25 protein-coding genes and 1 tRNA gene are annotated in these 25,185 nt (G+C 63.7%); 16 read left to right on the forward strand and 10 right to left on the reverse strand.

All coding sequences use genetic code 11. The annotated features are described in order from the left end of the window. The first annotated feature begins 30 nt into the window (after positions 1 to 30). The 6 genes from H1B27_RS03860 to H1B27_RS03885 all read left to right on the forward strand — a co-directional run bounded on the left by H1B27_RS03860 (position 31) and on the right by H1B27_RS03885 (position 6,472). Positions 31 to 1,401 (forward strand): cytochrome P450, encoded by a 1,371-nt coding sequence (locus H1B27_RS03860; protein WP_197965065.1) that lies wholly within the window; start codon positions 31 to 33, stop codon positions 1,399 to 1,401. A 50-nt stretch (positions 1,402 to 1,451) separates the two neighbouring features. Then, complete coding sequence (locus tag H1B27_RS03865) at positions 1,452 to 2,861, forward strand: adenylate/guanylate cyclase domain-containing protein (RefSeq protein ID WP_197965066.1); 1,410 nt, start codon at positions 1,452 to 1,454, stop codon at positions 2,859 to 2,861. A 286-nt stretch (positions 2,862 to 3,147) separates the two neighbouring features. Beyond that, a complete protein-coding gene (locus H1B27_RS03870; RefSeq protein WP_061880104.1) occupies positions 3,148 to 3,636 on the forward strand; it encodes a tellurite resistance TerB family protein in 489 nt (162 codons plus the stop codon). A 222-nt stretch (positions 3,637 to 3,858) separates the two neighbouring features. Next, positions 3,859 to 4,638, forward strand: a complete 780-nt coding sequence (locus H1B27_RS03875) for an SDR family NAD(P)-dependent oxidoreductase (protein ID WP_197965067.1) — start codon at positions 3,859 to 3,861, stop codon at positions 4,636 to 4,638. A gap of 128 nt (positions 4,639 to 4,766) precedes the next feature. Next, entirely contained in the window at positions 4,767 to 5,561 is a 795-nt protein-coding gene (locus H1B27_RS03880; protein WP_197965068.1) for a glutamine amidotransferase, read from the forward strand. 98 nt (positions 5,562 to 5,659) lie between these two features. After that, positions 5,660 to 6,472: an enoyl-CoA hydratase gene (locus H1B27_RS03885; protein WP_061880107.1), complete on the forward strand. Its 813-nt coding sequence runs from the start codon at positions 5,660 to 5,662 to the stop codon at positions 6,470 to 6,472. Between the two features lie 104 nt (positions 6,473 to 6,576). Here H1B27_RS03885 and H1B27_RS03890 read toward each other — a convergent pair. After that, a tRNA-Ala gene (locus H1B27_RS03890) sits at positions 6,577 to 6,652 on the reverse strand. 204 nt (positions 6,653 to 6,856) lie between these two features. On the opposite strand from H1B27_RS03890, the gene H1B27_RS03895 reads away from it, so the two are divergent. The 3 genes from H1B27_RS03895 to folD are packed head-to-tail and all read left to right on the forward strand — an operon-like array spanning position 6,857 to position 8,403. Further along, entirely contained in the window at positions 6,857 to 7,147 is a 291-nt protein-coding gene (locus H1B27_RS03895) for a YggT family protein (protein WP_028177047.1), read from the forward strand. 16 nt (positions 7,148 to 7,163) lie between these two features. After that, positions 7,164 to 7,508, forward strand: a complete 345-nt coding sequence (locus H1B27_RS03900) for a DUF167 domain-containing protein (RefSeq protein ID WP_061880108.1) — start codon at positions 7,164 to 7,166, stop codon at positions 7,506 to 7,508. Positions 7,509 to 7,518: 10 nt separating this feature from the next. After that, the gene (gene folD, locus H1B27_RS03905; RefSeq protein WP_061880109.1) at positions 7,519 to 8,403 is read left to right on the forward strand and encodes a bifunctional methylenetetrahydrofolate dehydrogenase/methenyltetrahydrofolate cyclohydrolase FolD; all 885 of its coding nucleotides are present in this window, start codon (positions 7,519 to 7,521) and stop codon (positions 8,401 to 8,403) included. Between the two features lie 134 nt (positions 8,404 to 8,537). Here the strand turns inward: folD and ppa are convergent, their stop codons facing one another. Together ppa and H1B27_RS03915 are read right to left on the reverse strand one after the other, a co-directional pair. Beyond that, on the reverse strand, positions 8,538 to 9,074 hold the full coding sequence (ppa, locus tag H1B27_RS03910; RefSeq protein ID WP_028177050.1) for an inorganic diphosphatase: 537 nt from the start codon (positions 9,072 to 9,074) through the stop codon (positions 8,538 to 8,540). A 178-nt stretch (positions 9,075 to 9,252) separates the two neighbouring features. Then, the gene (locus H1B27_RS03915; protein WP_024338772.1) at positions 9,253 to 9,762 is read right to left on the reverse strand and encodes a GNAT family N-acetyltransferase; all 510 of its coding nucleotides are present in this window, start codon (positions 9,760 to 9,762) and stop codon (positions 9,253 to 9,255) included. 267 nt (positions 9,763 to 10,029) lie between these two features. Here H1B27_RS03915 and H1B27_RS03920 point away from each other — a divergent pair, with 267 nt between their 5' ends. From H1B27_RS03920 to H1B27_RS03940, 5 genes are all read left to right on the forward strand, one after another. Then, entirely contained in the window at positions 10,030 to 10,929 is a 900-nt protein-coding gene (locus H1B27_RS03920; protein WP_061880283.1) for an alpha/beta hydrolase family protein, read from the forward strand. Then, positions 10,926 to 11,393, forward strand: coding sequence for a DUF2269 family protein (locus tag H1B27_RS03925; protein ID WP_061880110.1), 468 nt, complete (start codon positions 10,926 to 10,928; stop codon positions 11,391 to 11,393). Before H1B27_RS03920 ends, H1B27_RS03925 begins: the two co-directional genes overlap by 4 nt. 8 nt (positions 11,394 to 11,401) lie before the next feature. Continuing rightward, positions 11,402 to 12,721, forward strand: coding sequence for an SDR family oxidoreductase (locus H1B27_RS03930; protein ID WP_061880111.1), 1,320 nt, complete (start codon positions 11,402 to 11,404; stop codon positions 12,719 to 12,721). Then, entirely contained in the window at positions 12,721 to 13,128 is a 408-nt protein-coding gene (locus tag H1B27_RS03935) for a thiol-disulfide oxidoreductase DCC family protein (RefSeq protein WP_061880112.1), read from the forward strand. Before H1B27_RS03930 ends, H1B27_RS03935 begins: the two co-directional genes overlap by 1 nt. A 68-nt stretch (positions 13,129 to 13,196) precedes the next feature. Further along, positions 13,197 to 14,096, forward strand: coding sequence for an HNH endonuclease (locus H1B27_RS03940; protein WP_197965069.1), 900 nt, complete (start codon positions 13,197 to 13,199; stop codon positions 14,094 to 14,096). An 8-nt stretch (positions 14,097 to 14,104) separates the two neighbouring features. Here the strand turns inward: H1B27_RS03940 and H1B27_RS03945 are convergent, their stop codons facing one another. After that, complete coding sequence (locus tag H1B27_RS03945; protein WP_197965070.1) at positions 14,105 to 15,352, reverse strand: flavin monoamine oxidase family protein; 1,248 nt, start codon at positions 15,350 to 15,352, stop codon at positions 14,105 to 14,107. On the opposite strand from H1B27_RS03945, the gene H1B27_RS03950 reads away from it, so the two are divergent. Then, positions 15,281 to 17,434, forward strand: coding sequence for a hypothetical protein (locus tag H1B27_RS03950; protein WP_197965071.1), 2,154 nt, complete (start codon positions 15,281 to 15,283; stop codon positions 17,432 to 17,434). The genes H1B27_RS03945 and H1B27_RS03950 overlap by 72 nt on opposite strands. On the opposite strand, the gene typA is transcribed toward H1B27_RS03950, so the two are convergent. From typA to H1B27_RS03975, 5 genes are all read right to left on the reverse strand, one after another. Next, the gene (gene typA, locus H1B27_RS03955) at positions 17,431 to 19,257 is read right to left on the reverse strand and encodes a translational GTPase TypA (RefSeq protein ID WP_061880115.1); all 1,827 of its coding nucleotides are present in this window, start codon (positions 19,255 to 19,257) and stop codon (positions 17,431 to 17,433) included. The genes H1B27_RS03950 and typA overlap by 4 nt on opposite strands. A 237-nt stretch (positions 19,258 to 19,494) precedes the next feature. Then, positions 19,495 to 19,794, reverse strand: a complete 300-nt coding sequence (locus tag H1B27_RS03960; RefSeq protein ID WP_197965072.1) for a hypothetical protein — start codon at positions 19,792 to 19,794, stop codon at positions 19,495 to 19,497. Further along, positions 19,791 to 21,233 (reverse strand): radical SAM protein, encoded by a 1,443-nt coding sequence (locus H1B27_RS03965; protein WP_197965073.1) that lies wholly within the window; start codon positions 21,231 to 21,233, stop codon positions 19,791 to 19,793. The genes H1B27_RS03960 and H1B27_RS03965 overlap by 4 nt, the downstream gene beginning before the upstream one ends. After that, positions 21,214 to 21,930, reverse strand: coding sequence for a prolipoprotein diacylglyceryl transferase family protein (locus H1B27_RS03970; RefSeq protein ID WP_197965074.1), 717 nt, complete (start codon positions 21,928 to 21,930; stop codon positions 21,214 to 21,216). Before H1B27_RS03970 ends, H1B27_RS03965 begins: the two co-directional genes overlap by 20 nt. A gap of 221 nt (positions 21,931 to 22,151) precedes the next feature. After that, positions 22,152 to 22,916, reverse strand: a complete 765-nt coding sequence (locus H1B27_RS03975; RefSeq protein WP_061880119.1) for a Crp/Fnr family transcriptional regulator — start codon at positions 22,914 to 22,916, stop codon at positions 22,152 to 22,154. A gap of 178 nt (positions 22,917 to 23,094) precedes the next feature. On the opposite strand from H1B27_RS03975, the gene H1B27_RS03980 reads away from it, so the two are divergent. Then, positions 23,095 to 23,478, forward strand: coding sequence for a response regulator (locus tag H1B27_RS03980; protein ID WP_061880120.1), 384 nt, complete (start codon positions 23,095 to 23,097; stop codon positions 23,476 to 23,478). A 104-nt stretch (positions 23,479 to 23,582) separates the two neighbouring features. Here H1B27_RS03980 and H1B27_RS03985 read toward each other — a convergent pair whose 3' ends face one another. Next, entirely contained in the window at positions 23,583 to 25,124 is a 1,542-nt protein-coding gene (locus tag H1B27_RS03985; protein WP_197965075.1) for an alkaline phosphatase D family protein, read from the reverse strand. Positions 25,125 to 25,185 lie beyond the last annotated feature (61 nt).

Raw genomic sequence — 25,185 nt, forward strand, 5'->3', positions numbered from 1 at the left:
TTAGCCGCGTCACATCTGCGGGAGAGAGCCATGAACTTCGCCAGCGTGCGTCGGCCCATCATCCCTCCGGCTCCTCCGCGTGCGCCCGACGACATGTCATTCTTCGGCCGTCTCGCGGTTGTCAGGCAGAACATGATCGCGACCTGGGGGCAGCGCGCCTATGAGGAGGAGGTCATCCCGGGCCGCTTCTTCTTCCGCAACAGTTTCATTCTGAACCAGCCGGATGCGATCCGGCACGTTCTGCTCAGCAACTACGAGAACTACACGCGCACGCCGGCCGGCATCCGCATGCTGCGCCCGGTGCTCGGCGACGGCCTTCTGATCGCGGAAGGTCATTCCTGGACATTTCAGCGCCGCACCCTCGCGCCGGCCTTCACGCCGCGCGCCACGGCGAATCTCGTTCCGCACATGACGGCGGTGCTCGACGAGACCATCGCGAAACTGGATGCCCGCATGGGCGAGGACATCGATTTGCGCGAGGTCATGCAGCGCATGACGCTCGAGATCGCCGGGCGCACCATGTTCTCGTTCGGCATGGACCGGCACGGCGCGACCCTGCGCAGCTTCATCATGGAATATGCCGCGCGGTTGGGGCGTCCCTATTTCCTCGACATGGTGCTGCCGGTGTCCTGGCCCAGTCCAATGGATTTTGCCCGCGCCCGTTTCCGGAAGCGCTGGACCGAGTTCGTCGCCATGCTGATCGCCGAACGGCGCGCGATGGGCAAGAAGGACGGCGCGCCGCCGCGCGACCTGTTCGATCTCATGGACGAGGCACGCGATCCCGAAACCGGCAAGGGCTTCTCGGACGAGCAGCTGGTGGACGAGGTCGCGACCATGATCCTCGCCGGTCACGAGACCACGGCGACGGCGCTGTTCTGGGCGCTCTATCTGCTCGCGCTCGATCCCGATACGCAGGAGGAGGTGGCATCCGAGACCCGCGGCGAACATCTCGACAGCATGGCCGATATCGATCGCCAGAAATTCACCCGCGCCGTGATCGACGAGACCATGCGGCTCTATCCGCCCGCCTTCCTGGTCGCGCGAGCCGCGCGCGACAAGGACAATGCGGCGGGCGTCGAGATCGGCAAGGGCGACATCATCATGATCGCGCCCTGGCTGCTGCACCGGCACGAGAAGCTGTGGGACCAGCCGAACGCGTTCGTTCCAAAGCGCTTCATGTCGAAGGAGGCGCCGGACCGTTTTGCCTACCTGCCGTTCGGCGCAGGTCCGCGCGTCTGCATCGGCGCGCCGTTTGCCCAGGCCGAATCCGTGCTGGCCCTGGCCCGGCTGATCGGAGCGTTCCGCATCGAGCTTGCCGACCCCGCGAATCCCGTGATCCCGCTCGGCGTCGTCACCACCCAGCCGGACCACTCACCCATGTTCCGCATCACGCGTCGGTGACAGGCGCTCGTCTGGCCGATGGCGTGATCCACCCTAGATAGAGTCCCGCCATGAGCGACATCCAGGCCCAGTTCTCCGTTTTGAAGCAGACCGCCGACCCCGTTGTCGTGGAGGCCATAGCGCAACTGATCGCCAACGGTCATGACCGCGACCTCAACCGGATCAATGCGCTGGATTTTGCCAATCGTACCGGGCTCGACCAGGAGAAGGTCATTTCCGGATTCCTGCACGCCTCGCGGCTCGGCCTGTTCGACATGAGCTGGAACGTGCTGTGTCCCGGTTGCGGTGGCGTGCTGGGCGCGCACGCCACGTTGAAGTCGCTGAAGCACGACGACTACAATTGCGCGCTCTGCGCCGCCGGATACGAGGCCTCCGTCGATGAGATGGTCGAGGTGGCCTTCACCGTCAGTCCGCGGGTCCGCCGCATCGGTGCTCATGATCCCGAGACGTTGCCGATCTGGGAGTATGTGCGGCAGATGTTCTGGAGCTCGGGCGTCGACATCAACGAGGAATCCTTTTCCCGCCTGATCAACGAAGTGACGCTCGAAGCACTCGAATTGCCCGCCGGCGAGAAGGCGATCTTGTCGCTAAACTTGCCCAGCCAGTTCATCATCGTCTTCGAGCCGGTCACCCATTCCGCCCATTTCCTCGACGTTCAGGGCGAGCCGACGAGCGAGCGTCAGCAGCTTTCGATCATGTTCAACAAGCTGGAGGCGCCGACGGGGACCACCGTGATGCGCCCCGGACCGTTGCGTCTTACGCTCGAGAACCAGTCGGACAATCGCGTGTTGCCTTCGGTCTGGATTGCCGCCGACGCGCTGCATGAGATGATCGGCAAGCGCAAGCCGATCCTGACCGCGAAGCGCATGCTGTCCAACCAGACGTTCCGCGACGTCTTCAAGGCCGACAATCTCAATGTCGACCAGCGACTGAAGATCACGTCCCTGACATTCCTGTTCACCGACCTGAAGGGCTCGACGGCGCTGTATGAGCGGGTCGGCGACCTCAATGCCTTCGATCTCGTGCGGGCGCACTTTCGCGCACTGCTGGAGATCATCGCCGCCGAGAAGGGTGCGGTCGTGAAGACGATCGGCGATGCCGTGATGGCGACCTTCGTCAGGCCCGAGCACGCCATCATCGCAGGACTGCACATGCGCGCGGCGATGGAGGAATTGAACAAGCAGCGCGGCGCCAACGACCTCATTCTCAAGATCGGTATCCACGAAGGCCCCTGCCTTGCGGTCATGCTCAACGAGCGGCAGGATTATTTCGGCCAGACCGTCAACATCGCCGCTCGCGTGCAGAACCTGTCGACCGCGCAGGAGATTCACATCACCGGCCCGGTAGCGGATGCGCCGGCGGTGGCTGAACTCCTCCAGCGGCGCGAGATCAAGCCGATCCAGAAGCAGGCCGCGCTCCGTGGCATCGCCGACAAGATGGTGGTGTACGAGATCCCGTGAATTTGTGGGCCGCGCCGCAGCCTCAAGCCCCGTCATGCACGGGCTTGTCCCGCCTGCGCGGCCGAAGCCGCTTTGGCGAGGAAGGTCCGGGCATCCACGTCCTTCCTCGCGGTGACGCGTGGATGGCCGGGTCAAGCCCGGCCATGACGGCAGAAAGCGCGCCCAGATTGCCGAAACGTAATACGCGCCCGGAGCTGACGCACGTTGCGCAGGTTGAGATTCCCGCTCATATAATGCAGGTCACGGCCGCGCTCCTCGCGGCCGTCATCGATCTCGGTAGGACCTTATGCTCGACGGCTTACGTCAATTCATCGCCGATATTGTCGGTTCTGAAGCCTCGGACCGCGCATTCGGCGACAGCGATTATCGGCTGGCGGCCACTGCACTGCTGGTCCATGTGGTCTCGCTGGACGGCGAGCCGAGCGCGGCTGAGCAGCGCAAGCTGCACAGCCTGATCGAAAGCCATTTCGGGCTCGATCGCGGCACTGCGGATCGTCTGATCGCGGACGCCACCCAGGTCGAGGGCGATGCGGTAGACCTTTATCACTTCACCAGCGTCATCATGCGCTCACTCGACGAAGAGGGCCGCAAGCGCATCGTCCGGATGATGTGGGAGCTGGTCTATGCCGACGGCCAGGTCAGCGAGTTCGAGGACAATGTCGTCTGGCGTGCTTCCGACCTGCTCGGGATTTCCCAGCGCGACCGGATCGAGCTGAAGCACGCGGTCGCGGAGCGTGCCGGTGGTCAGGTCAAGGATAGCGCTGTCGGTGGTTGACGGCGCTGGACCCCGCGAATCGCGGCCTGCACGGACACATGACGAAAGTTTAATATGTTCGTCGCCGGCGCCGAATACGCCTGCAAATCAACGGTTTTTCACCACTGTCCGTCGTTCCGATCAAGCGGCCATGCTGCCAGTGGCGCTTGCCTGTTGCGCACGGCCTATGCTCTCGTTCCGCCGTTGCGGGGCCAAAATAGTTGAATTCAAGAGACTTCCATCGTGGCTGAGCGGGTGACGTTGATTACTGGTGCTTCGGCGGGCATCGGGATGGAGCTGGCGCGTGTGTTTGCCGCCAATGGACACCGCCTCGCATTGACCGCGAGACGGGCGGATCGGCTCGAAGCGCTCGCAAACGAGCTCGCGGCCAAGGGCGGCAAGAAGCCGATCGTGATCGCCTGCGATCTCGAGAAAGCGGATGCCGGCGAGACGATCGCGGCAGCCCTTGCAGCCGAAGGCGTCGAGCTCGACCATCTCGTCAACAATGCCGGCTTCGGTGTGTTCGGCGATGCCATCGAGCGCGATCGCATCGCGCAGCTCGGCATCGTCGATGTCAATGTCCGGGCCCTGACGGATCTGTCGCTGCGCTTTGCCGATCAGCTCATCAGGAACAAGGGCGGTCTTCTCAATGTCGGGTCGGTCGCCGGTTTCCTCCCCGGCCCCGGCATGGCCGTCTACTACGCGTCCAAGGCCTATGTGATCTCCTTGACCGAAGCATTGCGGGCGGAGCTTGCACCGCGCGGCGTCCGCGTCACGGTGCTTTGCCCGGGCCCGGTGCCGACCGAATTCCAGGCCCGCGCCGGCGTTGGGTCCGGACATGATACGGCCGTTCTCAACGTCTCTGCCGCCGAAGTTGCGCGGGAGGCGTATCGCGGCCTGATGGCCAACAAACGGGCAGTGCTGCCTGGTCTGGGTATCAAGATCGTGCCATTCGCGCTGCGTTTTTTCCCGCGCGGGTTCATCCTGGCGGCCACCAGCCGATTCCAGAGGCAGAGGCACTAGAGAGATCCTGAAGTCCCGTAGTGGCCCGGAGCTTGCTTCAGGATCGGGGCGTGTGTGCCCGAACTCACACGATGTTAACCATCGCTTAGCTATGCTGGCGGTCTGAACCGATAGCACTCGCAGAGGCCATGTCGTTCCGGACGGACAGGTTTGGTGGCGCCGAGGTGGTGGCCTTCCCACGGAAGGCGCCGAGCGCCGCCGCCTCTGAAACCCGGCGGCCGGTTCTTATCGTCCTGCATCAGGAATGCTCGACACCGGGGCGCGTCGGCAATGCGCTGCGCGCGCTCGGTCATCGCCTCGATATTCGCCGTCCTCGCTTCGGCGATCCCCTGCCCGAGACGCTCGATCGGCATGCCGGCGCCGTGATCTTCGGCGGCCCGATGAGTGCCAACGATCCCGATGACTACATCCGCCGCGAGATCGACTGGATCGAAATTCCGCTCCGCGAGCAGCGCCCGTTGCTCGGCATCTGCTTGGGTGCGCAGATGCTGGCGATGCAACTCGGGGCCCGTGTCGCGCCGCATGCGCAGGCGCTGACGCAGATCGGGTATTACCCGATCAGGCCGACCGCCGCAGGCCATGCGCTCTGCCCGCACTGGCCGGCGCAGGTCTATCACTGGCATCGCGAGGGATTTGAGCTGCCTGTCGGCACCGAGCTGCTCGCCGAAGGCGACGATTTTCCGGTGCAGGCGTTCCGGACCGGCAATGCATTCGGCGTGCAGTTTCACCCCGACGTGACCTACGCGATGATGCATCGCTGGACCACGCGCGGCTATGACGGCTTCAGCGCGCCCGGTGCGCGGCAGCGGCATCATCATTTCGCGGATCGCGCCGTCTACGACGTCGCCGAACGCGCCTGGCTCGATCACTTCATCAACGGCTGGCTCGCACGCCGGCCGATGCTGGCGCAAGCTGCCGAGTGATCGCGCCTTCACGCAAGTCCTTGGCTCTTCCCTCGATATGCTAGGCTCACTGCGAACGAGCACGCACAAACGCGTGCCGGCCGACAAGGGAGAGCGCCGTGGCCTATGAACACATTCTCTATGAGGTGAACGACAAGATCGCGACCATCACGCTCAATCGCCCTGATCGCATGAATGCGTGGACGCCGATCATGGAACGCGACGTGCGCCACGCGATGGAAGCGTCGAGCGGCGATGACGATGTTCGCGTCATTATCCTCACCGGCGCGGGCCGCGCCTTCTGCGCCGGCGCCGACATGGATGCGCTGAGGGCGCTCGCCCCCGATGACGTCAGGCGCGCCACGAACCTGCCGCCCTTCGACATGAATCGCCGGCCGGATTGGCAGACGCGCTACGGCTATTATCCGTCGATCAAGAAGCCTGTGATCGCCATGCTCAATGGCGCCACGGCGGGCATCGGCCTCGTCCACGCGCTGTATTGCGACCTGCGCTTTGCCGCCGACAACACCGTGTTCACGACCGCCTTCGCGCGGCGTGGCCTGATCGCCGAGCACGGCATCAGCTGGATGCTGCCGCGGATCGTCGGCCACGCCAATGCGCTGGATCTGTTGCTCTCGGCGCGGCGCGTATCGAGCGAGGAAGCTTTGCGGGTCGGGCTGGTCAACCGGCTCTCTCCGCCGGAGAAGCTGCGCGAGGAGACCTACGCCTATGCGCGCGATCTCGCCGATTTCGTCTCGCCGAGTGCGATGGCGGTGATCAAGCGGCAGCTCTACGAGGCGCCGTTCCAGACGCTTGCCGAGGCGACGATCGAGGCCAACCGGGAGATGATGGTGGCGTTGAACGGGAGTGATTTCAGGGAAGGCGTGGCGAGCTTCATGGAGAAACGGCCGCCGAGGTTTACGGGGAGGTAGGGGAAGGATTCGGAGACAGTCCGTCTTCGCCCTTCGCCGGACACCACGCTTCGCCCTTCGGGCTCCGTCGTGGCTGCGCCACGCGTAGCCCGAAGGGCGAAGCGTGGTGGAGCCAGGCGGGATCGAACCGCCGACCTCGTCATTGCGAACGACGCGCTCTCCCAGCTGAGCTATGGCCCCTTTGCTGGCCGCTCTGGTGAATGCGGCCGACAACCGGGCGCCATTTAAGTCCCCGCCAAGGTCAAGTCAAGGACGGGCGTAACCCGGTTTTAGCCATTCCGGTGCCCGAACTTCCCTTGTTTGGGCCTGACGGAACCGATATCTAGCAAAAGGCGTCAATCCCGACCGAGCCAGAGTTTTCAAAAGCCAGAGGCCTCATAAGCCATGCGTGCCGTTCTCGACATCGTCATCATCGTGCTCGACCTCTACGTCTGGCTGCTGATCGCCTCCGCGATCCTGTCCTGGCTGATTGCCTTCAACGTGGTGAACACCCGCAACCAGTTCGTGTCGGCGGTGGCGGAGTTCCTGTACCGGATCACCGAGCCTCTGCTGGCGCCGATTCGCAATTTCCTGCCCAGCCTCGGCGGTCTCGACATCTCGCCGATCATCCTGATCCTGATCATCATGTTCGTCGAGCGGGTGATCCTGTACTACATCTACCCGAACGTGATTTGAGCAGGCTGGAGCGCCTTTGGTTGCCAAGGAAGCTCATAAAGAACCCTGGCGCTACTCGGCCACAGGAATCAGCATCGCGCTGCGGGTGACGCCGCGCGGCGGCCGCGACGACATCGACGGGATCGAGCAATTGGCCGATGGCCGCAACGTGCTCAAGGTGCGGGTGCGCGCCATCGCCGATGGCGGCGAGGCCAACAAGGCGGTTCTGGTGCTGCTGGCGAAATCGCTCGGCGTTCCCAAGGCCAGTGTAAAGCTGCTATCCGGAGCCACCTCGCGGCTGAAGCAGATCGTGATCGACGGCGATCCGGCGCGGCTCGGAGAAACCCTGCGCCAGCTTGTGTCGGCCAAATCGAACGACTAAGGAAACTGACATGACGGCCAAGATCATCGATGGAAAAGTCATTGCCGCGGAGCTGCGCGCCCGGGTCGCCGAGGAGGTTGCCAGGGTCAGGCGCGAGCACAATCTGATCCCCGGCCTTGCGGTGGTCCTGGTCGGCAACGACCCCGCCAGTGAGGTCTATGTCCGCTCAAAGCACACCCAGACCCAGGCCGCCGGCATGGCCTCGTTCGAGCACAAGCTGCCGGCCGACGTCTCGCAGGGAGATCTGCTGGCGCTGGTCGCAAAGCTCAACCGCGATCCGGCCGTGCACGGCATTCTCGTGCAATTGCCGCTGCCGAAGGGGCTGAACACCGGAGCCGTCATCAACGCCATCGACCCTGCCAAGGACGTCGATGGGCTGCATCCGAACAACGCCGGCCGGCTCGCCGGCGGTTTCGAGGCGCTGTCGCCCTGCACGCCGCTCGGCTGCATCATCCTGACGAAGAGCGTGCACGCCTCGCTCGAGGGCATGAACGCCATCGTCATCGGCCGCTCCAACCTGGTCGGCCGCCCGCTGGTGCAGCTGCTGTTGAATGAAAACGCCACAGTCACGATCGCGCATTCGCGTTCGCGCGATCTGCCGGGTCTCGTGAAGAAGGCGGACCTCGTCTATGCCGCGGTGGGCAAGCCCGAGATGGTGCGCGGGGATTGGCTGAAGCCGGGCGCGACCGTGATCGACGTCGGCATCAACCGCATCCCGAAGGAAGACGGCAAGACCCGTCTCGTCGGGGACGTCGCCTATCAGGAAGCGCTCGGCGTGGCCGGTGCAATCACCCCGGTACCGGGCGGCGTCGGTCAGATGACGGTGGCGTGCCTGCTGGTGAACACGCTGCGGGCCGCCTGTGCGATTGCAAGGCTGCCGAAACCGGCGGTGTAAGTAAACTCTCGTGTCCCGGACGCGGCGCGGCATGAAATGACGCGACGCCGAGCCGGGACCCATGGCGCCACTGTACTGGGCCCCGGCTCAGCAGCGCATCGTTTCACGCTGCGCCGCGTCCGGGGCACAGAAACCTAGCCCTTCTTTTTCTTCTCGCGCTCGATGCCTTCGAGGATCAGCTTGTGGGCTTCCTCAGCGTCGCCCCAGCGCAGGATCTTCACCCATTTGCCCTTTTCGAGATCCTTGTAGTGCTCGAAGAAGTGCTGGATCTGCTGCAGTGTGATATCAGGCAGATCGGAATAGCTCTTCACCTTGTCATAGCGCTGCGTGAGCTTGGACGACGGCACCGCCAGGATCTTCTCGTCGCCGCCAGCTTCGTCTTCCATGAACAGCACGCCGACCGGACGCACGCTCATGACGGCGCCGGGAATGATGGCGCGGGTGTTGATGATCAGGACGTCGCAGGGATCGCCGTCATCCGACAGCGTGTGCGGGATGAAGCCGTAGTTGCCGGGGTAACGCATCGGCGTGTAGAGGAAGCGGTCGACCACCAGCGTGCCGGCCTCCTTGTCCATCTCGTACTTGATCGGTTCGCCGCCCACGGGGACCTCGATGATGACATTGACGTCGTGTGGTACGTTTTTCCCGATCGAGACCGCATCGATACGCATTCAAGGCTCCGTTGTTGCCGAGGTGAGATCGCGCCCGGCAGCGATTTTGGCGCTGTCATACGCGGGCTTGGCCCGCTGATCCATCGCGTTTTTGTGAAATAATGAATCCGGCGATCACCGGCTCGAAAGGCAACGGTATCGACGGACGGAAAACGCTGCCGGGTAGGATTTCAGCAGCTCAATTGGTCCAAGCGAAGGCAACCTTGTCGAGCGCCTTCGGCCCGAATCGCTCGGAAGAGCGCGCCACCATGCGGCCGCCCAGGGCGCGGTAGAACTCGGTGGCGGGGTCGTTGTCCGAGAGCGCCCACACCACCATGCTCTTCAGCCCGCTCTGCATGAGGTCGCGGCGGGCAGCAGCGAACAGCCGGCGGCCGAAGCCGAGACCCTGGAATTCCGGTCGCAGGTAAAGCTCGTAGATCTCGCCGTCGAAATGCAGGCTGCGGGCGCGGTTGCGGCCGTAATTCGCATAGCCCGCGATCTTGTCACCGAACACGAGCACGCTGACGCGGCTGCCCTTGCGGATCGCACTGTCCCACCATTGCGGACCGCGGCGGTTGATCAGCTTTTCCAGCTCTGCGCCGGGAATGATGCCCTGATAGGCCGAGCGCCAGGCTTCGTCATGAGTGGACGCCACCGCAGTTGCATCTGCAGCTTTGGCCGGCCGGACCTCGATCAGGGTTGTGCTCATGGACACGATCAAACCAAGTCACCGCGCCGGCGGCAAGACCTATCGTTAATTATCGGTTAACCTGTGGACTTTCTGCATCAGTATTTCGACCATGTTGTACCGAAAGAGGACAAGCCGCTGCCTCGAACCGCAACCGTGTGCCGCGCGTCGGTGCAAAACTACGGCTCGGCGGCGAGGGGACGGCAATGGCAGCGCAGAAAGTCGGCCGAAATTGATTCGTTCCTACTAATCTGGCTGGCGCTGTTCGCGCTTGCCCTCGGCCAATTCATGCGGCTCCTCAACACCATCGCGCTCCTGCCTCTGCTGGCTTTGCTGACTGCGTCCCCTCTGTGCGCCGAGGTCACGTTTGGTTCCTCGGGAGGGGAGAGCGAGCCGTTTCGCCGGCAAGCGTGGCGGGTGCCCGCGCCGGATACCGACCTTGCCGCGCATGCTCTCCTGTTTCGTCCCCCGGGCCCGGGTCCGTTCCGACTCGCGGTGATCGCGCACGCCTCGACGCAGAGCGCGCTGCGTCGTGCGCAAATGCCGCAGCCGGAATACCGCCCGCTTGCCGCCTATCTCGTCGCGCGTGGTTTTGCCGTGCTGGTGCCGGAGCGGCCCGGCCATGGTGCGACGGGCGGCCGCTATGTCGAGGATCAGGGCGGATGTGACGAGGCCGACTATGTGCGCTCGGGCCGCGCAACGGCCGACGCGATTTCGCTCGCGCTGGGCTTCTTGCGAAAGCAGGATTTCATCCGCAAGGATGCCGCGATCGTGATCGGCCATTCCGCCGGCGGATGGGGTGCGCTGGCGCTCGCCAATGCCGATCCGAAGGCGATCTCTGCGATCACAGTGTTTGCACCGGGACGCGGCAGCCATGCCAATGATGAGCCGAACCGAATCTGTGCGCCGCATGCGCTTCTCGCCGCCGCGGCGGAGTTCGGCAAGGCGGCGCGCATTCCCGTCACGTGGATCGTTGCCGCCAATGACAGCTATTTCGCGCCCGCATTCTCCCAGAAGCTCGCAGATGCATTTCGCGGAAGTGGTGGCAACGCCGACCTGCGCTTCCTGCCCGCCGTCGGCAGCGAGGGCCACTGGATGATCGAGACCGAAGCCGGCGTCAAAGCCGCAGGCAGTGCGCTCGAACGCGCGCTGAACCCGGCCAAGCCAGTGGCGACAAAGAAGCCATGACGCTGTATTTCCTGGTCAAGTTCGTCCATGTGCTTGGCGCCATCGTCATCCTCGGCACAGGAACCGGCATCGCCTTCTTCATGCTGATGGCGCATCGCACGCACGACGTGGAATTCATCGCGCGTACCGCTTCCGTGGTGGTGATTGCGGATGCGATCTTCACGCTGTCGGCGGTGATCCTCCAGCCGGTCAGCGGCGGCCTGTTGATGATGTTGTCTGCCACGTCGATTGCGGAAGGCTGGTTGCTCGCTTCGCTGGCGCTCTACGCTATCGCCGGCCTGTTCTGGATTCCCGTCGTGTTCATGCAGATCGAGATGCGCGACCTCGCGCGCAAGGCCGCCGCTCAGCGCAGCGCGCTGCCGCAGCGCTACCATGCGCTATTCCGCCGCTGGTTCGCATTCGGCTTCCCCGGCTTCGGGGCGACCGTGCTGATCCTCTGGCTGATGATCGCAAAACCGTTCTGAGAGAAGCGATGAGTGAGCGAACCATTTTGGTGCTCGGCGCCTCCGGCCTGATCGGCCGCTTCGTCACCGACGATCTGCGCGGGCGAGGATTTCGCGTCGTTGGCGTGGCGCGCAGCCTGTCGCCGGCGCAGAAAATGAGCGCGCTGGACATCGAGCGGCCGATCCTCTCGCTCGATGTGGCCGCGCTGATGCGTCTCCTCGGCGAGCATGCCGTCGATGTCGTGGTGAACTGCCTCGGCGTTCTCCAGGATGGTCCCGGCAGCAGCACGAGCGCGGTGCATCGCGATTTCGTCGCGCGCCTGCTTCAGGCGATCGGCGGCAGCGGCCGCGCGATCCGGCTGGTGCAGATCTCGATTCCCGGCACCGCTGAGACCGATCGCACCGCCTTTGCCGCGACCAAGCGCGAGGCCGAGCGCCTGATCGTGGCTTCCGGCATTCCCCGTGCCGTCCTACGGCCCGGCTTCGTGGTCGCGCCGACAGCCTATGGCGGCAGCGCTATGCTCCGCGCGCTTGCCGCCTTCCCGGTCGATTTGCCTGCAAAGGAAATGGCCACGCCATTCCAGCCCGTCGCGGTCGAGGATATTTCGGCGACCATCGCCTGGCTCGCCGCACGCGACGCCGACGATGCCGCCGTGAAGGCGGTGAGCTGGGACCTGATGCAGGCGGAACCGGTCACGATGGCCGGGGTCATCGCGCCGTTTCGCGTCGCGTTCGGCACGGCGGGCTGGCCGCGTGTCGCGATGCCGCGCTTCATGCTCGATCTCGGCGCGAAGATCGGCGATCTCGCCAATCATCTCGGCTGGATGCCGCCGATGCGTTCCACGGCCATCGCCGAACTGCGCCGCGGCGTGCGAGGCGATCCCGCGGCCTGGATCGCCGCCACGGGCATCGCGCCGAAGACGCTGACGGATGTGGTAGGGCGCCGTCCCGCCACCATCCAGGACAAATGGTTCGCGCGGCTGTTCCTGGTCAAGGCGCTGATCTTCGCGAGCCTGGTCGCATTCTGGATCGTCTCGGGGTTCATCGCCCTGTTCGTGTCCTACCGCGCCGCCGCCGGCATCTTGAGCGCGCATGACTTCCCGCCCGCGCTCGTCGACCCCATCACCATCGGCACCAGCCTGATGGATATGGGCATCGGCGTATTGATCGCCTTCCGCCGGACCGCGGCGATCGGGCTGGTCGCGGGCATCGTCGCCTCGCTCGGCTACATGGTTGGCGCGGCGATCCTCACTCCCGACCTCTGGATCGAGCCGCTCGGCGCGCTGGTGAAGACGGGGCCGGCAATCGTGCTGATGCTCGTCGCGCTGCTCATGCTGGACAATCGCTGATGAACAAGTGGCCCGACGATGACGTGATCCTGTTCGACGGCGTCTGCATCTTCTGCTCGCGCTGGGTCCGCTTCGTCGCCAGGCGCGACACGGCGAAACGGTTCCGGTTCACGCCGATCCAGTCTGATTATGGGGCTCGGCTTGCGCGCACGTTCGGCATCGATCCGGATGATCCCGACACCAACGCGGTCGTCCACGGCGGCGAGGCGTTCATGAAGTCGGATGCGGCACTGACCGTGCTTTCGCAACTCCCCGGCTGGGGCTGGGTGCGCGCATTATTCGTCGTGCCGAAGCCGTTGCGGGACCCGATCTACAGTCTCGTCGCGCGCAACCGCTATCGCATCTTCGGCAAGTACGATGCTTGCTTCGTGCCTGATGCCGATCTGCGGGCGCGGGTGATCGAATGATTTTGGTTGTGCTGAGAATCGACTGTTAGTCTATAAGAGGGCAAGCCTCGGGCGATAAAGTTCAAGGGATGTCGAAGGCAGTTCTCACAACGAAAGTAGCTCCTGGGTACAAAGACCTGCCTGAGGTCCGTTATCATTTTCCTCGTACGTATCTCAATCAGGTTCGACAGGCGGTCGGAGACTATGTTCTCTACTACGAGCCCAGGCGCACGACAGTAGAGCTATCGAGCTTCGGCGGACGGCAATCGTACTTCGGGGTCGCTCGCGTAGTGGACCTCATTGAAGACAGGGATAAAGCAGATCACTATTACGCTCTCGTAGATGATTATTTGGATTTCGATCGACCGGTGCCGTTCGCTGAGGGTGGCCGCTATTACGAAAGCTCCCTGAGAAAGTCAGATGGAAGCACCAACAAGGGTGCTTTCGGTCGGGCAGTTAGGTTGATACCGGATGCTGAGTTCGATCAGATATTGAAGGCCGGCTTCGCGCCCATCCTTGGTGAGGAGGCGCAGCACCATCAGGCGCGTCAGTTCGAAATATCTGAGCCGAACGTTCCCTTTGAGCGCCCGATCATCGAGATGACAGTTTCTCGTCCATTTCGCGATAAATCATTCATGTACAACGTTCGTGCTGCGTACGAGAATCGATGCGCGATGACCGGGCTTCGACTTATCAATGGAGGTGGGCGCCCCGAGGTTCAGGCGGCGCACATTCAGCCCGTAGCGGAGAAAGGGCCGGACTCGGTTCGCAATGGGGTCGCGCTTTCTGGCACAGTACACTGGATGTTTGATCGGGGCCTTATCTCGATAGGAGATGACTACAAGATCCTGACCGCGGAACGTCACGTTCCAGACGATGCCCTGCGGCTCCTCAATCCAAGTCGCGTAATTAATCTCCCAAACGACCCAGCGTTCTACCCGAACGCGCTCTTTCTGAAGTTTCACAGAGACAAGGTATTCAAGGGCTAGAGACTAGACTAGCGGTTCCCGTTCGCGGCCAGCACTTCCTTTGCCGCCCGTTCGCCGCTGTCCCGCGCGCCATGCGCCGTGGTGAAGAAAGTCGGCGATGTTGCTTCGCCTGCGAAGAACAGCCGGGCATCCACCGGTGCGGCCAGCACCGCGCGATCCCCCGCGTGACCCGGCAGCGCATGCGAATAGGAGCCTCTTGCGAGCGGATCGCGGGCCCAGCGGGATTCGCAGAGCGGCCTCAGCTTGCGCCTGATCTCGTTGCCGAGGAAGCCAGCGATCTCGTCGATGCTCTGCGCGGCAATGGCGCCGTCGCCGGCCTCTTCCAGCTCGCGCGCAAAGCTGCCGCCGAAGAAGCCCTCGATGCAGGGCTGGCCGAACGGTCGGATGTGGTAGGTGCCCATGTCGGTGCGCATGGTGGCGCCACGCAGATTGGCCTCCTTCGGAAAGGCTTCGGCGTCATCGAGTGCCAGCGTCACCTTGTCGTCGACGCCCAGCGGCAGGCCGGCTGCGGCATCGACCTTGGCGGGGAGCGGCGGCGAGAAGCGGATCGCTTCCTCGGCGATCAGGTTGGTCGGAACGGTGACGATCGCCTTGGCCGCGGTCAGCGTGCCCAGGGATGTCTCGAGGCGAATGCGCAGGCTCGAATGATCGATCAGGGTGACGTTGCAGTTCAGCGCGACCGGACAGGGCGCGCCGTATGCGGCGATCAGAGCACCATAGCCGCGACGAACGCGCCAATTGGCGTCGGTGTCCTCATAGGCGTCCCAGTCCAGCGTGGACATGTCCTTGAGTTCGCAGCCGTTGATGTAGGTCGAGATCGCGTCGATCATGGGATTCCAGCGATTGCCGGCCTCGAGGCTCAGGCTCGCGGGTTCGTCCCTGCCCTTTTGCGCGGCTTTCCACAGGCGCTCATAGAACGCGTCCATCGCGTGCATGAAGTCGTCGCGCTCCGCCTGCGGAAAGGCATTGCCGAAGGCGCGCTCGCGCCAGGGCGGGAGGTCCTTGTTGACCTCGAAATCGAGCTGTCGCGCGATCGGCACGAAGGAGTTCTTGTCCGCGGAGTGAAGCCAGCCGCAGCCGACGTCGAACGTCACCTCGGGCGAGGCCTGCACGGTCCAGGCCCGGCCGCCGAGCCGGTCACGGGCCTCCAGCACGATCACGGAGAGGCCGGAGCCCGCCAGCGCATGCGCCGCGCCGAGGCCGGCGGCACCGGCACCGATGATCGCGACGTCGACGGAGGAGGGGAGGGAGGTCATGGGCGGGCTCTAGCACGTTCGCTGAGCGCGCTGAAGGCGGCCGACGCATACCTGCCGCAGCGCACGCGGATCCAGGACGCCACCTTGTCTCCGATTGCAGACATTCGTGAAGGAGACCGGTGCGGCATCGGTCCGAGCCGACTTGTTTTTCGTGCCGAGGTTGTATTCAATTTGGTATTCTCTTTCGCCCATTCTTCAAGGGATTTCCCCATGCTAAACATCGACTCGGGTGTAGAGCACAAGCGAACCGCAGTTCTGGTGGTTCACGGTATTGGCAGCCAGCGCGCGCTGGAAACTGTGCGCGGTGTCATCCGCGGTGTCTGGCGCAACAAGGGCAATCCCGACGACAAGGAAAACAAGCTCTGGACGCATCCGGAGAAGAGCGGCGTCGACATCGATCTGACGGTGATGACGACCAGCGAAGTGCCGGGATCGACGGACAAGCGCGTGGTCGACTTTCACGAACTCTACTGGGCTCATCTCATGAGCGAGACCAAGGCGGTCGCCGTGCTGCTCTGGCTCTACGAGTTGTGCCGCAAGGGGCCGGTAATGAGAACTGGGCTGAACGCGCTCTGGTGGGCCGTGTCCATCTTTCTATGCCTGATGAACCTCTCGTTCGCCGTGCTGGCACTCAGGGGCGTGTTGCTGTTCTCGGAGACCAGCGCGCAAAATATCCTGATTGCGCCCTTCCTTCTGCTTCTATGCAGCGTCGTGTTCGGCCTCTACGTCGCGCTCAGATGGCAGGCTCTTCGTCTCGTCCTGTGGCTGGCTGTCTTCTGCGTTGCGGGTTTCGCCGCCGGCCTCGGCTATCTGTGGCTTGAGGGTGCCTTCCCCGGCGGAAACGGAGTCCTCGATGGTGCCGAGGTCTTGACGCTGATCGGTCTTCCGACCTTGGATGCTTTGCTGGCGACGTACCTTGTGATGGGACAGCAGGGATTGCGTGCGTTCTGGCGCACACTCGCGGTCTCGCTGCTCGTGTCCCTTGCCTTCATCTGGGCCGATCAGCACTGGTACGACAGATCACTAGCCGAAACCGTGCTCAGGGCATGGCCCTGGGGACTGAATTCGCCCTGGAGCGCCCCCATCGCGTTTGGTGTGATCGGCATCTATCTCGCCGCCAACGGTGCATTCCTCCAGCCTTATCTCGGCGATGCCGCGCGCTATTTCCGCGGCTCGCCGGCCAATGTCGCCGTTCGCCGGGCCATCCGGAAGGAGGCCGTGGATACGCTGGCGCGCCTGCATGATAGCGGCCGATACGACCGTATTGTCGTCGTCGCCCACAGCCTGGGCACTGTCGTCGCTTACGATATGCTGCGGGCCTATTTCAGCAGGATTTGCGACGAGTTGCCGCCGATCACACTGCTCGGCCAGGAGTTTTTGGACGTCGATGGTGCGCCGTGGCAGCCCGAGAAAATGGCCACCCATGAGGAGAAAGTGGAGCTCCGCCGCAAGGCACGGCAGTTGATCGCGAACATCGCCGATGTGACCGTCAGGCGGCCTGTCGAACAGCGGCATTTCAAGAGCTGGCTGGTAACCGACTTCGTCACGCTCGGGAGCGCCCTGTCCCACGCTTATTTCCTGATGTGCGAGGAGGCAAAGGAGCCTGATGCCGCCGAGAAGACAGGACACGAAAGGTTGCGCGCAGATTTCAGGCGTCGTGTCGAGGAGCGCGAGTTTCCGACTTGTCCGCCGAAGCGGCTCCAGCAGGATGGCTTGCTTGCCTTCGACAATCCGAGGAAGAAGATACGGCAGATCCACCACGGTGCGCTGTTCGGGTTGACGCGCTGGACCAATATCTACTTTCCGATCGAACAGATCTTCTGGGGCGACGCGATCGGCGGGCCGTTAGCCCCGATCTTCGGCCGGCACATCGTCGACCTGCCGGTCTCGACGAAATTGGCCGGCGGTGCGGACTTCTTCACCCACACCGCCTATTGGAATGTCGACCGGAAGCCCGATACTTGGAAGGCGCCGCATCTTGCGGCTCTGCGCGACGCGGTCGATCTTTCCGACGGGACACCGACGATCGACCTCATCGGTCGCGGCGAGGACGCGCCGGGCGAAGCCGGGGGTAACTCTTAGGCCACCGCTTCCTTGGCCTTTTCCGCGCGCTTGCGCTCGTTGGGGTCGAGGTGCTTCTTGCGCAGGCGGATCGACTTCGGGGTCACCTCGACGAGCTCGTCGTCCTCGATATAGGCGAGCGCCTTTTCCAGCGTCATGCGGATCGGCGGGGTCAGGCGCACCGCTTCGTCCTTCGAGGTCGTGCGGATGTTGGTGAGCTGCTTGCCCTTGAGCACGTTGATCTCGAGATCGTTGTCGCGGGTGTGCTCGCCGACGATCATGCCCTTGTAGACCTTCCAGCCCGGCTCGATCATCATCGGGCCGCGATCTTCCAGCTTGAACATGGCGTAAGCCACTGCCTCGCCCTGGTCATTCGAGATCAGGACGCCGTTGCGGCGGCCCTGGATTTCGCCCTTGTAGGGGGCGTAACCGTGGAACAGGCGGTTCATGATCGCGGTCCCGCGGGTATCGGTGAGCAGCTCGCCCTGGTAGCCGATCAGGCCGCGGGTGGGCGCGTAGAACACCAGGCGCTGACGATTGCCGCCCGAGGGCTTCATCTCAATCAGCTCGGATTTGCGCTCGCTCATCTTCTGCACGACGACGCCGGAATGCTCCTCGTCGACGTCGATCACGACCTCCTCGATCGGCTCCATGGTGGCGCCGGTCGCTTCGTCCTTCTGGTAGACGACGCGCGGACGCGACACCGAGAGCTCGAAGCCTTCGCGGCGCATGGTCTCGATCAGGATCGCGAGCTGCAATTCGCCGCGGCCCGAGACTTCCATCGCGTCCTTGTCGGCGGCTTCGACCACACGCAGCGCGACGTTGCCCTCGGCTTCGCGCAACAGACGGTCACGGATCATGCGGCTCGTCACCTTGTCGCCTTCGGTGCCGGCAAGCGGGGAGTTGTTGACGATGAACGACATCGACACGGTCGGCGGATCGATCGGCTGCGCCGGCAGCGGCACTTCGACGGTCGGATCGCAGAAGGTGTCGGCGACGGTGCCCTTGGTGAGGCCCGCGATGGCGACGATGTCGCCGGCTTCGGCTTCATCGAGCGGGGTGCGCTCGAGGCCGCGGAATGCCAGGATCTTGGTGATGCGTCCGGACTCGACCAGCTTGCCCTCGGCGTTCAGCACCTTGACCTGCTGGTTCGGCTTGAGCACGCCGGACGAGATGCGACCGGTGATGATGCGGCCGAGATAGGGATTGGCTTCGAGGATGGTGCCGATCATCCGGAAAGGACCTTCCTCGACCTTCGGCGGCGCGACGTGGCGCAGGATCAGGTCGAACAGCGGCTCCATGCCCTTGTCCTTCGGACCCTCCGGGCTATCGGCCATCCAGCCCTGCTTCGCCGATCCGTAGAGGATCGGGAAGTCGAGCTGCTCCTCGCTGGCATCGAGCGCCGCGAACAGGTCGAACACCTCGTTGATGACCTCGGTCGGCCGCGCATCGGGACGATCGACCTTGTTGATGACGACGATCGGCTTCAGGCCGACCTTGAGCGCCTTGGACACCACGAACTTGGTCTGCGGCAGCGGGCCTTCGGCGGCGTCGACCAGCACCAGGGCGCCGTCCACCATGTTGAGGATGCGCTCGACCTCGCCGCCGAAATCGGCGTGGCCGGGGGTGTCGACGATGTTGATGCGGGTGTCCTTCCACTGCACCGAGGCTGCCTTGGCCAGAATGGTGATGCCGCGCTCACGCTCCAGGTCGTTGGAGTCCATGGCACGATCGGTCACCTTCTGGTTCTCGCGGAACGTGCCGGACTGCTGGAGGAGCTTGTCGACCAGGGTCGTCTTTCCGTGGTCGACGTGGGCGATGATGGCGACGTTGCGGAGGTTCATGGGAGAGCTTCTTTGCGTTCGAACAATGGGTTAAGCGCGATCTCGCCGGTCGGACCGGGACCTCTTCTCGAAACAACGCTGGAAGACTGGAAACGGGCGCTCGCCGCCCAAAAGGGAAGCCCGGCCATATCGACCGGGCACCCTGCGCGTTGCGGCGCAATATATGCAAAAACGGCCAAAAAACAATGTGTTCTTTGGCCGTTGGTTGACTGAATTTTGTCCGGGAATTCCCGGGGCTTAGGGCCGGGTTCCTGGGTGAGCCGGGGCCTTTCGGCCCCTGATGGCGGCCCAGATCAGGGCAACGCCCCCGATCCCGACGACCAGCCCAAGGAAGACCAGCGGAGCGATGTCGGAGGCGATATTGCCATCCTCGAACACCGACACTCCTCCGAACAGCAGCGCGCAGGCACCCGGGAGCAGCATGAAGATCCCGAACATCGCCATGAGCGCGGTCAGGCAGCCGCTGCGCTTTTGCGCTGGCGGCGGAGGCGTCGGCGGAACGGGAGGCGCAGGCGGCGGTGCGTCGCTGATGCTCATGCCTGCAAGGCTCCGTCGGCCGCCTGAGCGGCCAACCCGGCGCGGATGCCGTCGATCTGTCCGTTCCGGTAGAACAGGTTGTACGTGTCGAACGGAATGATCGCGCCCTGCTCCGTCACGAAATGGATGCAGCTGCGCTTGACGTTGCCGACGCAGAAATTGAAGCGATCGAGGAACTGCACGATGGTGACGCGGAAGACGTTTTCGTAAGTGAGGCCCTGCGGCACCTCGAAGCTCGGCAGGCAGCACAAGAGTTCGCAGACGCGCTCGGAAGTGTTGAGCGGGCCCGACGACAGCGAGAACAGGTCCAAGAATTTCTCCTGGAATTTTTCCCGCAGCATCGGATATTTTTCCGGGCTGATGGTGTTGGGCATCACTGCAACGAGCTGCTCCTGCGGGATCAGCGACGTCAGCGGCAATACCTTCTCGCCGCTGCGCAGGCCGTAGCCGATCGAGATGCTCTCGGGGTTGCAGGGCAGCGGGATCATGTCCTTGTCGCCGAACACGCCGGTCTCGATGACGCGCTTGCGGATCTCCGACAGCATGATGCGGTCGGTATTTTTGTCGAAATTCTCGTTGCGGCCGGCATCCTGGACCGGCTGCAGCGTGACGCCGCGAACGCACTTCCAGGTGAGGGCATGGCGGACGATGTTGCCGATCTCGGCGTCGTTGACGCCGCGCTTGATGGTCGCGACCAGCGTGGTCGAGATGCCGTAATGCTCGAGATTTTCCAGCGCCTGCCGGCGGATCTTGCGCAAATCCGCGCCGCGCAGGTTGATCAGCGCATCGCGCTGCAGCGAATCGAACTGGAGATAGACCTCCAGCCCGCGCCTGTTCTCGGCGAGCCGTGCCACGAAGTCCTTCTCGCGGGCGATGCGCAGGCCGTTGGTGTTGATCATGACGTGGCGGATCGGGCGGGCGCGCACGGCGTCCAGGATCTCGAAGAAATCAGGATGCAGCGTCGGCTCGCCGCCGGATATCTGCACGAGATCCGGCTCGCCCTCGCTCGCGACCAGCGCATCGAGCATCTTTTCCACCGTCGCGAGCGGAGTGAACTTGGTTCGTGCCGGCGAGGATTCGGCAAAGCAGACCGGGCAAGTGAGATTGCAGTGCTCGGTGATCTCGATCAGCGCCAGGCAGGAATGCTGCTCGTGATCGGGACAGAGGCCGCAATCATAGGGGCAGCCGAATTCCGTGCGGTGCTGGACTTGCAGCGGCCGGTCGCCCGGCTTGATGAAATCCTTGCACAGCCGCCAATAGGCTGCATCCGTCGACACTAGCGTCGACTGAGTGCCGTGCTCCCTGCAGCGCTTTTCGTACCAGACTTCGTTGCCCTGAATCTGGATCTTGGTCGGCACCAGCTTCAGGCAGGTCTCGCAAAGGGATTGGGTCTGGCCCCAGAAGATGTAGGGACGCGACTTACGCAACGGCGCGTTCATGCAGGGATCTCGCTTTGGCTGCCGTCGCCAGCATGAATGCGGCGTAGAGCAGGATGGACAGCGACAGCAGGTGAAACAGCGTGAAAGGACCGATCAGCGTGCCGTAGGGCTTGAGGAATTCCCATAGGAAGCGCTGCGCTCCATAATAGGCGAGAACCAGGTAGAAACCGTTGGTGATGGTGAAGGCGTTTCGGTTCAAGACCGCCCGCAGATAGACAAGCGCGAAGGCGGCCATGGCTGCACTCTCGTAGAGCTGGACCGGATGGCGAAGGACGCCGTCGCCGAAATCGTGGCTGAAAGGCAGCGCCGTCGGCGTGCCGTAGGTGAAGTCGTCGAGGCCCGCGAAATAGCATCCAAGGCGGCCGATCGCGATGCCGAGCGCCAGCGGCAGCGCAAACCGGGCGCCGGTTCGCACCGCGATGCCTGCGGACCATTTGTAGAGCTCGATCGCCACGGTGCCGCCGGCCAGCGCGCCCTCGACCGAGCGCGCGATGCCGCTCTGACCCGACAGCCACAGATTGGCAGAGCCGAACAGATAGGCGCCAATTCCGGCGCCGAACACCAGCGCGGCGATATAGGGCAGCTCGAAGGATTGCGCCGGAAACTGCAGGCCCTGTCGCGCCAGCCAATAGACGGCGGCAGCCGCCGCCAGCCACGCCGCGATATCGAACAGAGTGTGAAGGAAAGCCCCGCCCATGCGGGGGATATTATAGCATGGCAGATGTTGAGAAGCGCGCGGCACATATTTGTGCCCTCTCCCCTTGTGGGAGAGGGCAGCTCCGCTATTTGCCACACGCTCATTTGGGTGAGGGGTATCTCTCCGCGAATTCAACAACCGTGGGACTCGCGGAGAGAACCCCCATCCGGCGCTTCGCGCCACCTTCTCCCACAAGGGGAGAAGGAAGAAAGCAAGTGCCTCTACCCCGCCTCCCGCTCCTCGGTTGGATAAACCCCGCGCAGCACCTCCTCGAAATGCATTTTCACGGCATCGTTGCACAGGCAGGCGCGAAGCTTCAGGCCATCGCGGTTGCGGACCAGGATCGAGCCGCGCCTCGTGTCGAGAATTCGCTCCGCCTTGAACGACTGAAGCACGCGGCTGGCATAGCTGCGCCCGACCCCGAGCAACGTCGCGAGTTGTTCGTGGGTCAGCGGCACGCTGGTCTCGTCGCCGGTCCGCTCCATCGCCGCCAGGATCCATTTGGCGGTGCGCTGCTCTATCGAGTGGATCGCGTTGCAGGCGGTCGACTGGAAGATCTGGGCCAGCAAGCAATCGGCATAGCGGGCGAAGATATTGCGCAGCGACGCCGAGCGCAGCTTGGCCGCTTCCAGCTTGGCAACGTGAATACGCGCAAACGGCCCGCCGAACTTCACGCAGATCCGCGTATAGGCCGGCAGAAATCCCTCGCTAACGATGCCGCCTACCGCGCCTTCGCGGCCGACCAGAATGGTTTCGACGTCGCGGCCGTCCTCGTTGGGGACGAGGAAGGTCGCGAGCGACGGCCCGCAGGGGAAGTGGACGACCTGCACGTCATCGCCGGGATTATAGAGCAATTGGCCCGCTGCGGAGTCCTCGAAGGTCACGTGCGGCGCAAGGAGAGCATAGTCGGCCTGGCTCAGACGCCGCAGCAGATTGTTGGCCGGCCGGCTCTCGACCTCGGTGACCTTGCCGATACGCGCATCCATCGTGAAACTCCCGTCCCTTCCCCCACCTTACCGAGTTCCGCGCTTCCCCTGTGTGCACAAGTGGACAGACTGGACAACGATGATGTGGTGAGTTTCGTTCCGGGAACCCCCGATGCGCTACGCGCAGGCATCGTGTCGCGGCAGTCCTGATCCTAAAACCCCAACGCAAGATGCGATCATGGCACCCGTACTTCCCAACGGCTCAGGTTGGCCGGCCGATGTTCTGATCGTCGAGGACGATCCGATCATCGCAATCGATTTCGAGGACCGTCTGCTCGGATTTGGTGTGACCGGCGTGCGGACCGTCGGTTCGGTGACGCAGGCGCTGGACGCCATTGCGAAGCGTACGCCCGACTTCGCGCTGCTCGATGTCGAACTGATCCGCGAGACCAGCTTTGCGGTCGCCGAGCGGTTGATCGCGCTGGAGGTTCCGTTCGTTTTCGTCACCGGCTATGGCGCCGAGGCGCGCATTCCGCCCGAACTGGCGGGCCGGCCGCGGTTGCAGAAACCGTGTTCGAGCGATGCGCTGGAAGCGGCGCTCAAGCTACGCGCCGCCAATTGAAGCATGATCCGGAAAAGTGCGCAGCGGTTTTCCGAAAAGATCATGCTTGACCAACAACCTAAAGCGCGATGACGATTCATCCTCATCGCATCGCGCTTTAGCAATCAGCCTTGCTTCGGATCGAGCGTGGTCGACCACAGCGCCACGTCGGCGCGGTCGCGCAGGGTCACCGTCATTTGACCCGAGGCGCCGTCGATCTCGACGTGGCCGAAGAACTGCATGCCGGCGGACGGCGGCAGGTTCTGGCTGTCCTTGCCCGGCGCCTTGACGAAGCGAACCTCGGGGCCAAAGGTGTTGTCGAGCGCGTTCGGACCGAACGTACCAGCGTGCAGCGGACCCGACACGAATTCCCAGAACGGCTCGAACTCCTGGAATTGCGCCTTGTTCGGATCGTAATAATGCGCGGCGGCGTAATGCACGTCCGCGGTCAGCCACACCGTGTTAGTGATCGGCGCCATCTTGATGAAGCGGAGGATGTCGGCGATCTCGAACTCGCGACCACGCACCGGACCGTCGCCCTGTGCAATGGCTTCCGAGCCTCCCTTCGGCGTATCCGAGACAATCAGGCTGATCGGCATGTCTGACGCGATCACCTTCCATGTCGCGCGCGAATTGAGGAGGCCGCGCTTGAGCCAGGCGATCTGATCCGGGCCGAGAAAGTAGTTGGCGGGGCCGTAGGCGGTCTCGATATTGGGCCCGTTCGGGCCGCGATAGCTGCGCTCGTCGAGCACGAACACGTCGAGATGCGGGCCGTAGGGGATCTGGCGATAGACCCGGCCGGGCTCCACGATGCTTTCCCGCATCGGGTACATCTCGTGGAAGGCGCGCCCCGCGCGGGCCGCGAGCAGCGAGATGTCCCGCACCTTGTAGGCGGCCGGCAGCTCCTTCGACAGCGACCAGTTGTTGGTCACCTCGTGGTCGTCCCACTGCACGAAGATCGGCACTTCGGCATTGAAGGCTTGAAGGTTCGCGTCGGTGAGATTGTATTTGTGCGCGGCGCGGTACTCGTCCAGCGTCTCCGCGACCTTGGCCTTCTCCGGGATCGTGACGTTCTTCCAGATCTTGCCGTCGGCGAGCTTCACCTCGGATTGGATGGGACCGTCGGCATAGATCGTGTCGCCGGAATGCAGGAAGAAATCCGGCCGGTGTTTGCGCATCGCCGAAAAGGTGAACATGCCGCCGTCATCGGGATTGATGCCCCAGCCCTGGCCGGCGACATCGCCGCCCCAGACGAAGCTGACGTCGCGGCGGTCGGCCGGCGCGGTGCGGAAGCGGCCGACCAACGGCTCGCCCTCGACCGCGCTGTGCGAGAGATCGCGGAAGCGGACGCGGTAAAAGATGTCCTGGCCACCCGGCAGATTCTCCAGCAACATTTTTGCCGTGAAGTCGCTCTCGGGCAGCGCGGCGATCGGCGGCAGCGCGCGGGCGTCCCTGAACGTATCAGTCGTCGCCACCTCGACCAGCATCTGTGCCGGCCGGTCGGTACGCGCCCACACCACACCGCCATCGACGGTGACGTCGCCAGACTGCACGCCATGAGTGACCGCCGGCCGATCGGCCGCGCGCGAGAGATACGGCATTGCCATCGTGCCGAGCGCACCGGCGCTGGTGGCGAGGAAGCGGCGGCGGGAGAATTTGATGTTCATGAAGGATGGTTCGCTGACTGGCTTGTGCGCCTCTCACACCGTCATTCCGGATTCGCGCTGC

Origin of the sequence: Bradyrhizobium diversitatis (assembly GCF_016031635.1) — a bacterium.
Taxonomy (GTDB): domain Bacteria; phylum Pseudomonadota; class Alphaproteobacteria; order Rhizobiales; family Xanthobacteraceae; genus Bradyrhizobium; species Bradyrhizobium diversitatis.

Excerpts from the sequence above, each read along its gene's own strand:
- H1B27_RS03860 (WP_197965065.1), top strand. The coding sequence starts at position 31 with ATGAACTTCGCCAGCGTGCGTCGGCCCATCATCCCTCCGGCTCCTCCG.
- H1B27_RS03865 (WP_197965066.1), top strand. The coding sequence starts at position 1,452 with ATGAGCGACATCCAGGCCCAGTTCTCCGTTTTGAAGCAGACCGCCGAC.
- H1B27_RS03870 (WP_061880104.1), top strand. The coding sequence starts at position 3,148 with ATGCTCGACGGCTTACGTCAATTCATCGCCGATATTGTCGGTTCTGAA.
- H1B27_RS03880 (WP_197965068.1), top strand. The coding sequence starts at position 4,767 with ATGTCGTTCCGGACGGACAGGTTTGGTGGCGCCGAGGTGGTGGCCTTC.
- H1B27_RS03895 (WP_028177047.1), top strand. The coding sequence starts at position 6,857 with ATGCGTGCCGTTCTCGACATCGTCATCATCGTGCTCGACCTCTACGTC.
- folD (WP_061880109.1), top strand. The coding sequence starts at position 7,519 with ATGACGGCCAAGATCATCGATGGAAAAGTCATTGCCGCGGAGCTGCGC.
- ppa (WP_028177050.1), bottom strand. The coding sequence starts at position 9,074 with ATGCGTATCGATGCGGTCTCGATCGGGAAAAACGTACCACACGACGTC.
- H1B27_RS03915 (WP_024338772.1), bottom strand. The coding sequence starts at position 9,762 with ATGAGCACAACCCTGATCGAGGTCCGGCCGGCCAAAGCTGCAGATGCA.
- H1B27_RS03920 (WP_061880283.1), top strand. The coding sequence starts at position 10,030 with ATGCGGCTCCTCAACACCATCGCGCTCCTGCCTCTGCTGGCTTTGCTG.
- H1B27_RS03925 (WP_061880110.1), top strand. The coding sequence starts at position 10,926 with ATGACGCTGTATTTCCTGGTCAAGTTCGTCCATGTGCTTGGCGCCATC.
- H1B27_RS03930 (WP_061880111.1), top strand. The coding sequence starts at position 11,402 with ATGAGTGAGCGAACCATTTTGGTGCTCGGCGCCTCCGGCCTGATCGGC.
- H1B27_RS03935 (WP_061880112.1), top strand. The coding sequence starts at position 12,721 with ATGAACAAGTGGCCCGACGATGACGTGATCCTGTTCGACGGCGTCTGC.
- H1B27_RS03940 (WP_197965069.1), top strand. The coding sequence starts at position 13,197 with ATGTCGAAGGCAGTTCTCACAACGAAAGTAGCTCCTGGGTACAAAGAC.
- H1B27_RS03950 (WP_197965071.1), top strand. The coding sequence starts at position 15,281 with ATGCGCCGCGCCGAGGCCGGCGGCACCGGCACCGATGATCGCGACGTC.
- H1B27_RS03945 (WP_197965070.1), bottom strand. The coding sequence starts at position 15,352 with ATGACCTCCCTCCCCTCCTCCGTCGACGTCGCGATCATCGGTGCCGGT.
- typA (WP_061880115.1), bottom strand. The coding sequence starts at position 19,257 with ATGAACCTCCGCAACGTCGCCATCATCGCCCACGTCGACCACGGAAAG.
- H1B27_RS03960 (WP_197965072.1), bottom strand. The coding sequence starts at position 19,794 with ATGAGCATCAGCGACGCACCGCCGCCTGCGCCTCCCGTTCCGCCGACG.
- H1B27_RS03965 (WP_197965073.1), bottom strand. The coding sequence starts at position 21,233 with ATGAACGCGCCGTTGCGTAAGTCGCGTCCCTACATCTTCTGGGGCCAG.
- H1B27_RS03970 (WP_197965074.1), bottom strand. The coding sequence starts at position 21,930 with ATGGGCGGGGCTTTCCTTCACACTCTGTTCGATATCGCGGCGTGGCTG.
- H1B27_RS03975 (WP_061880119.1), bottom strand. The coding sequence starts at position 22,916 with ATGGATGCGCGTATCGGCAAGGTCACCGAGGTCGAGAGCCGGCCGGCC.
- H1B27_RS03980 (WP_061880120.1), top strand. The coding sequence starts at position 23,095 with ATGGCACCCGTACTTCCCAACGGCTCAGGTTGGCCGGCCGATGTTCTG.
- H1B27_RS03985 (WP_197965075.1), bottom strand. The coding sequence starts at position 25,124 with ATGAACATCAAATTCTCCCGCCGCCGCTTCCTCGCCACCAGCGCCGGT.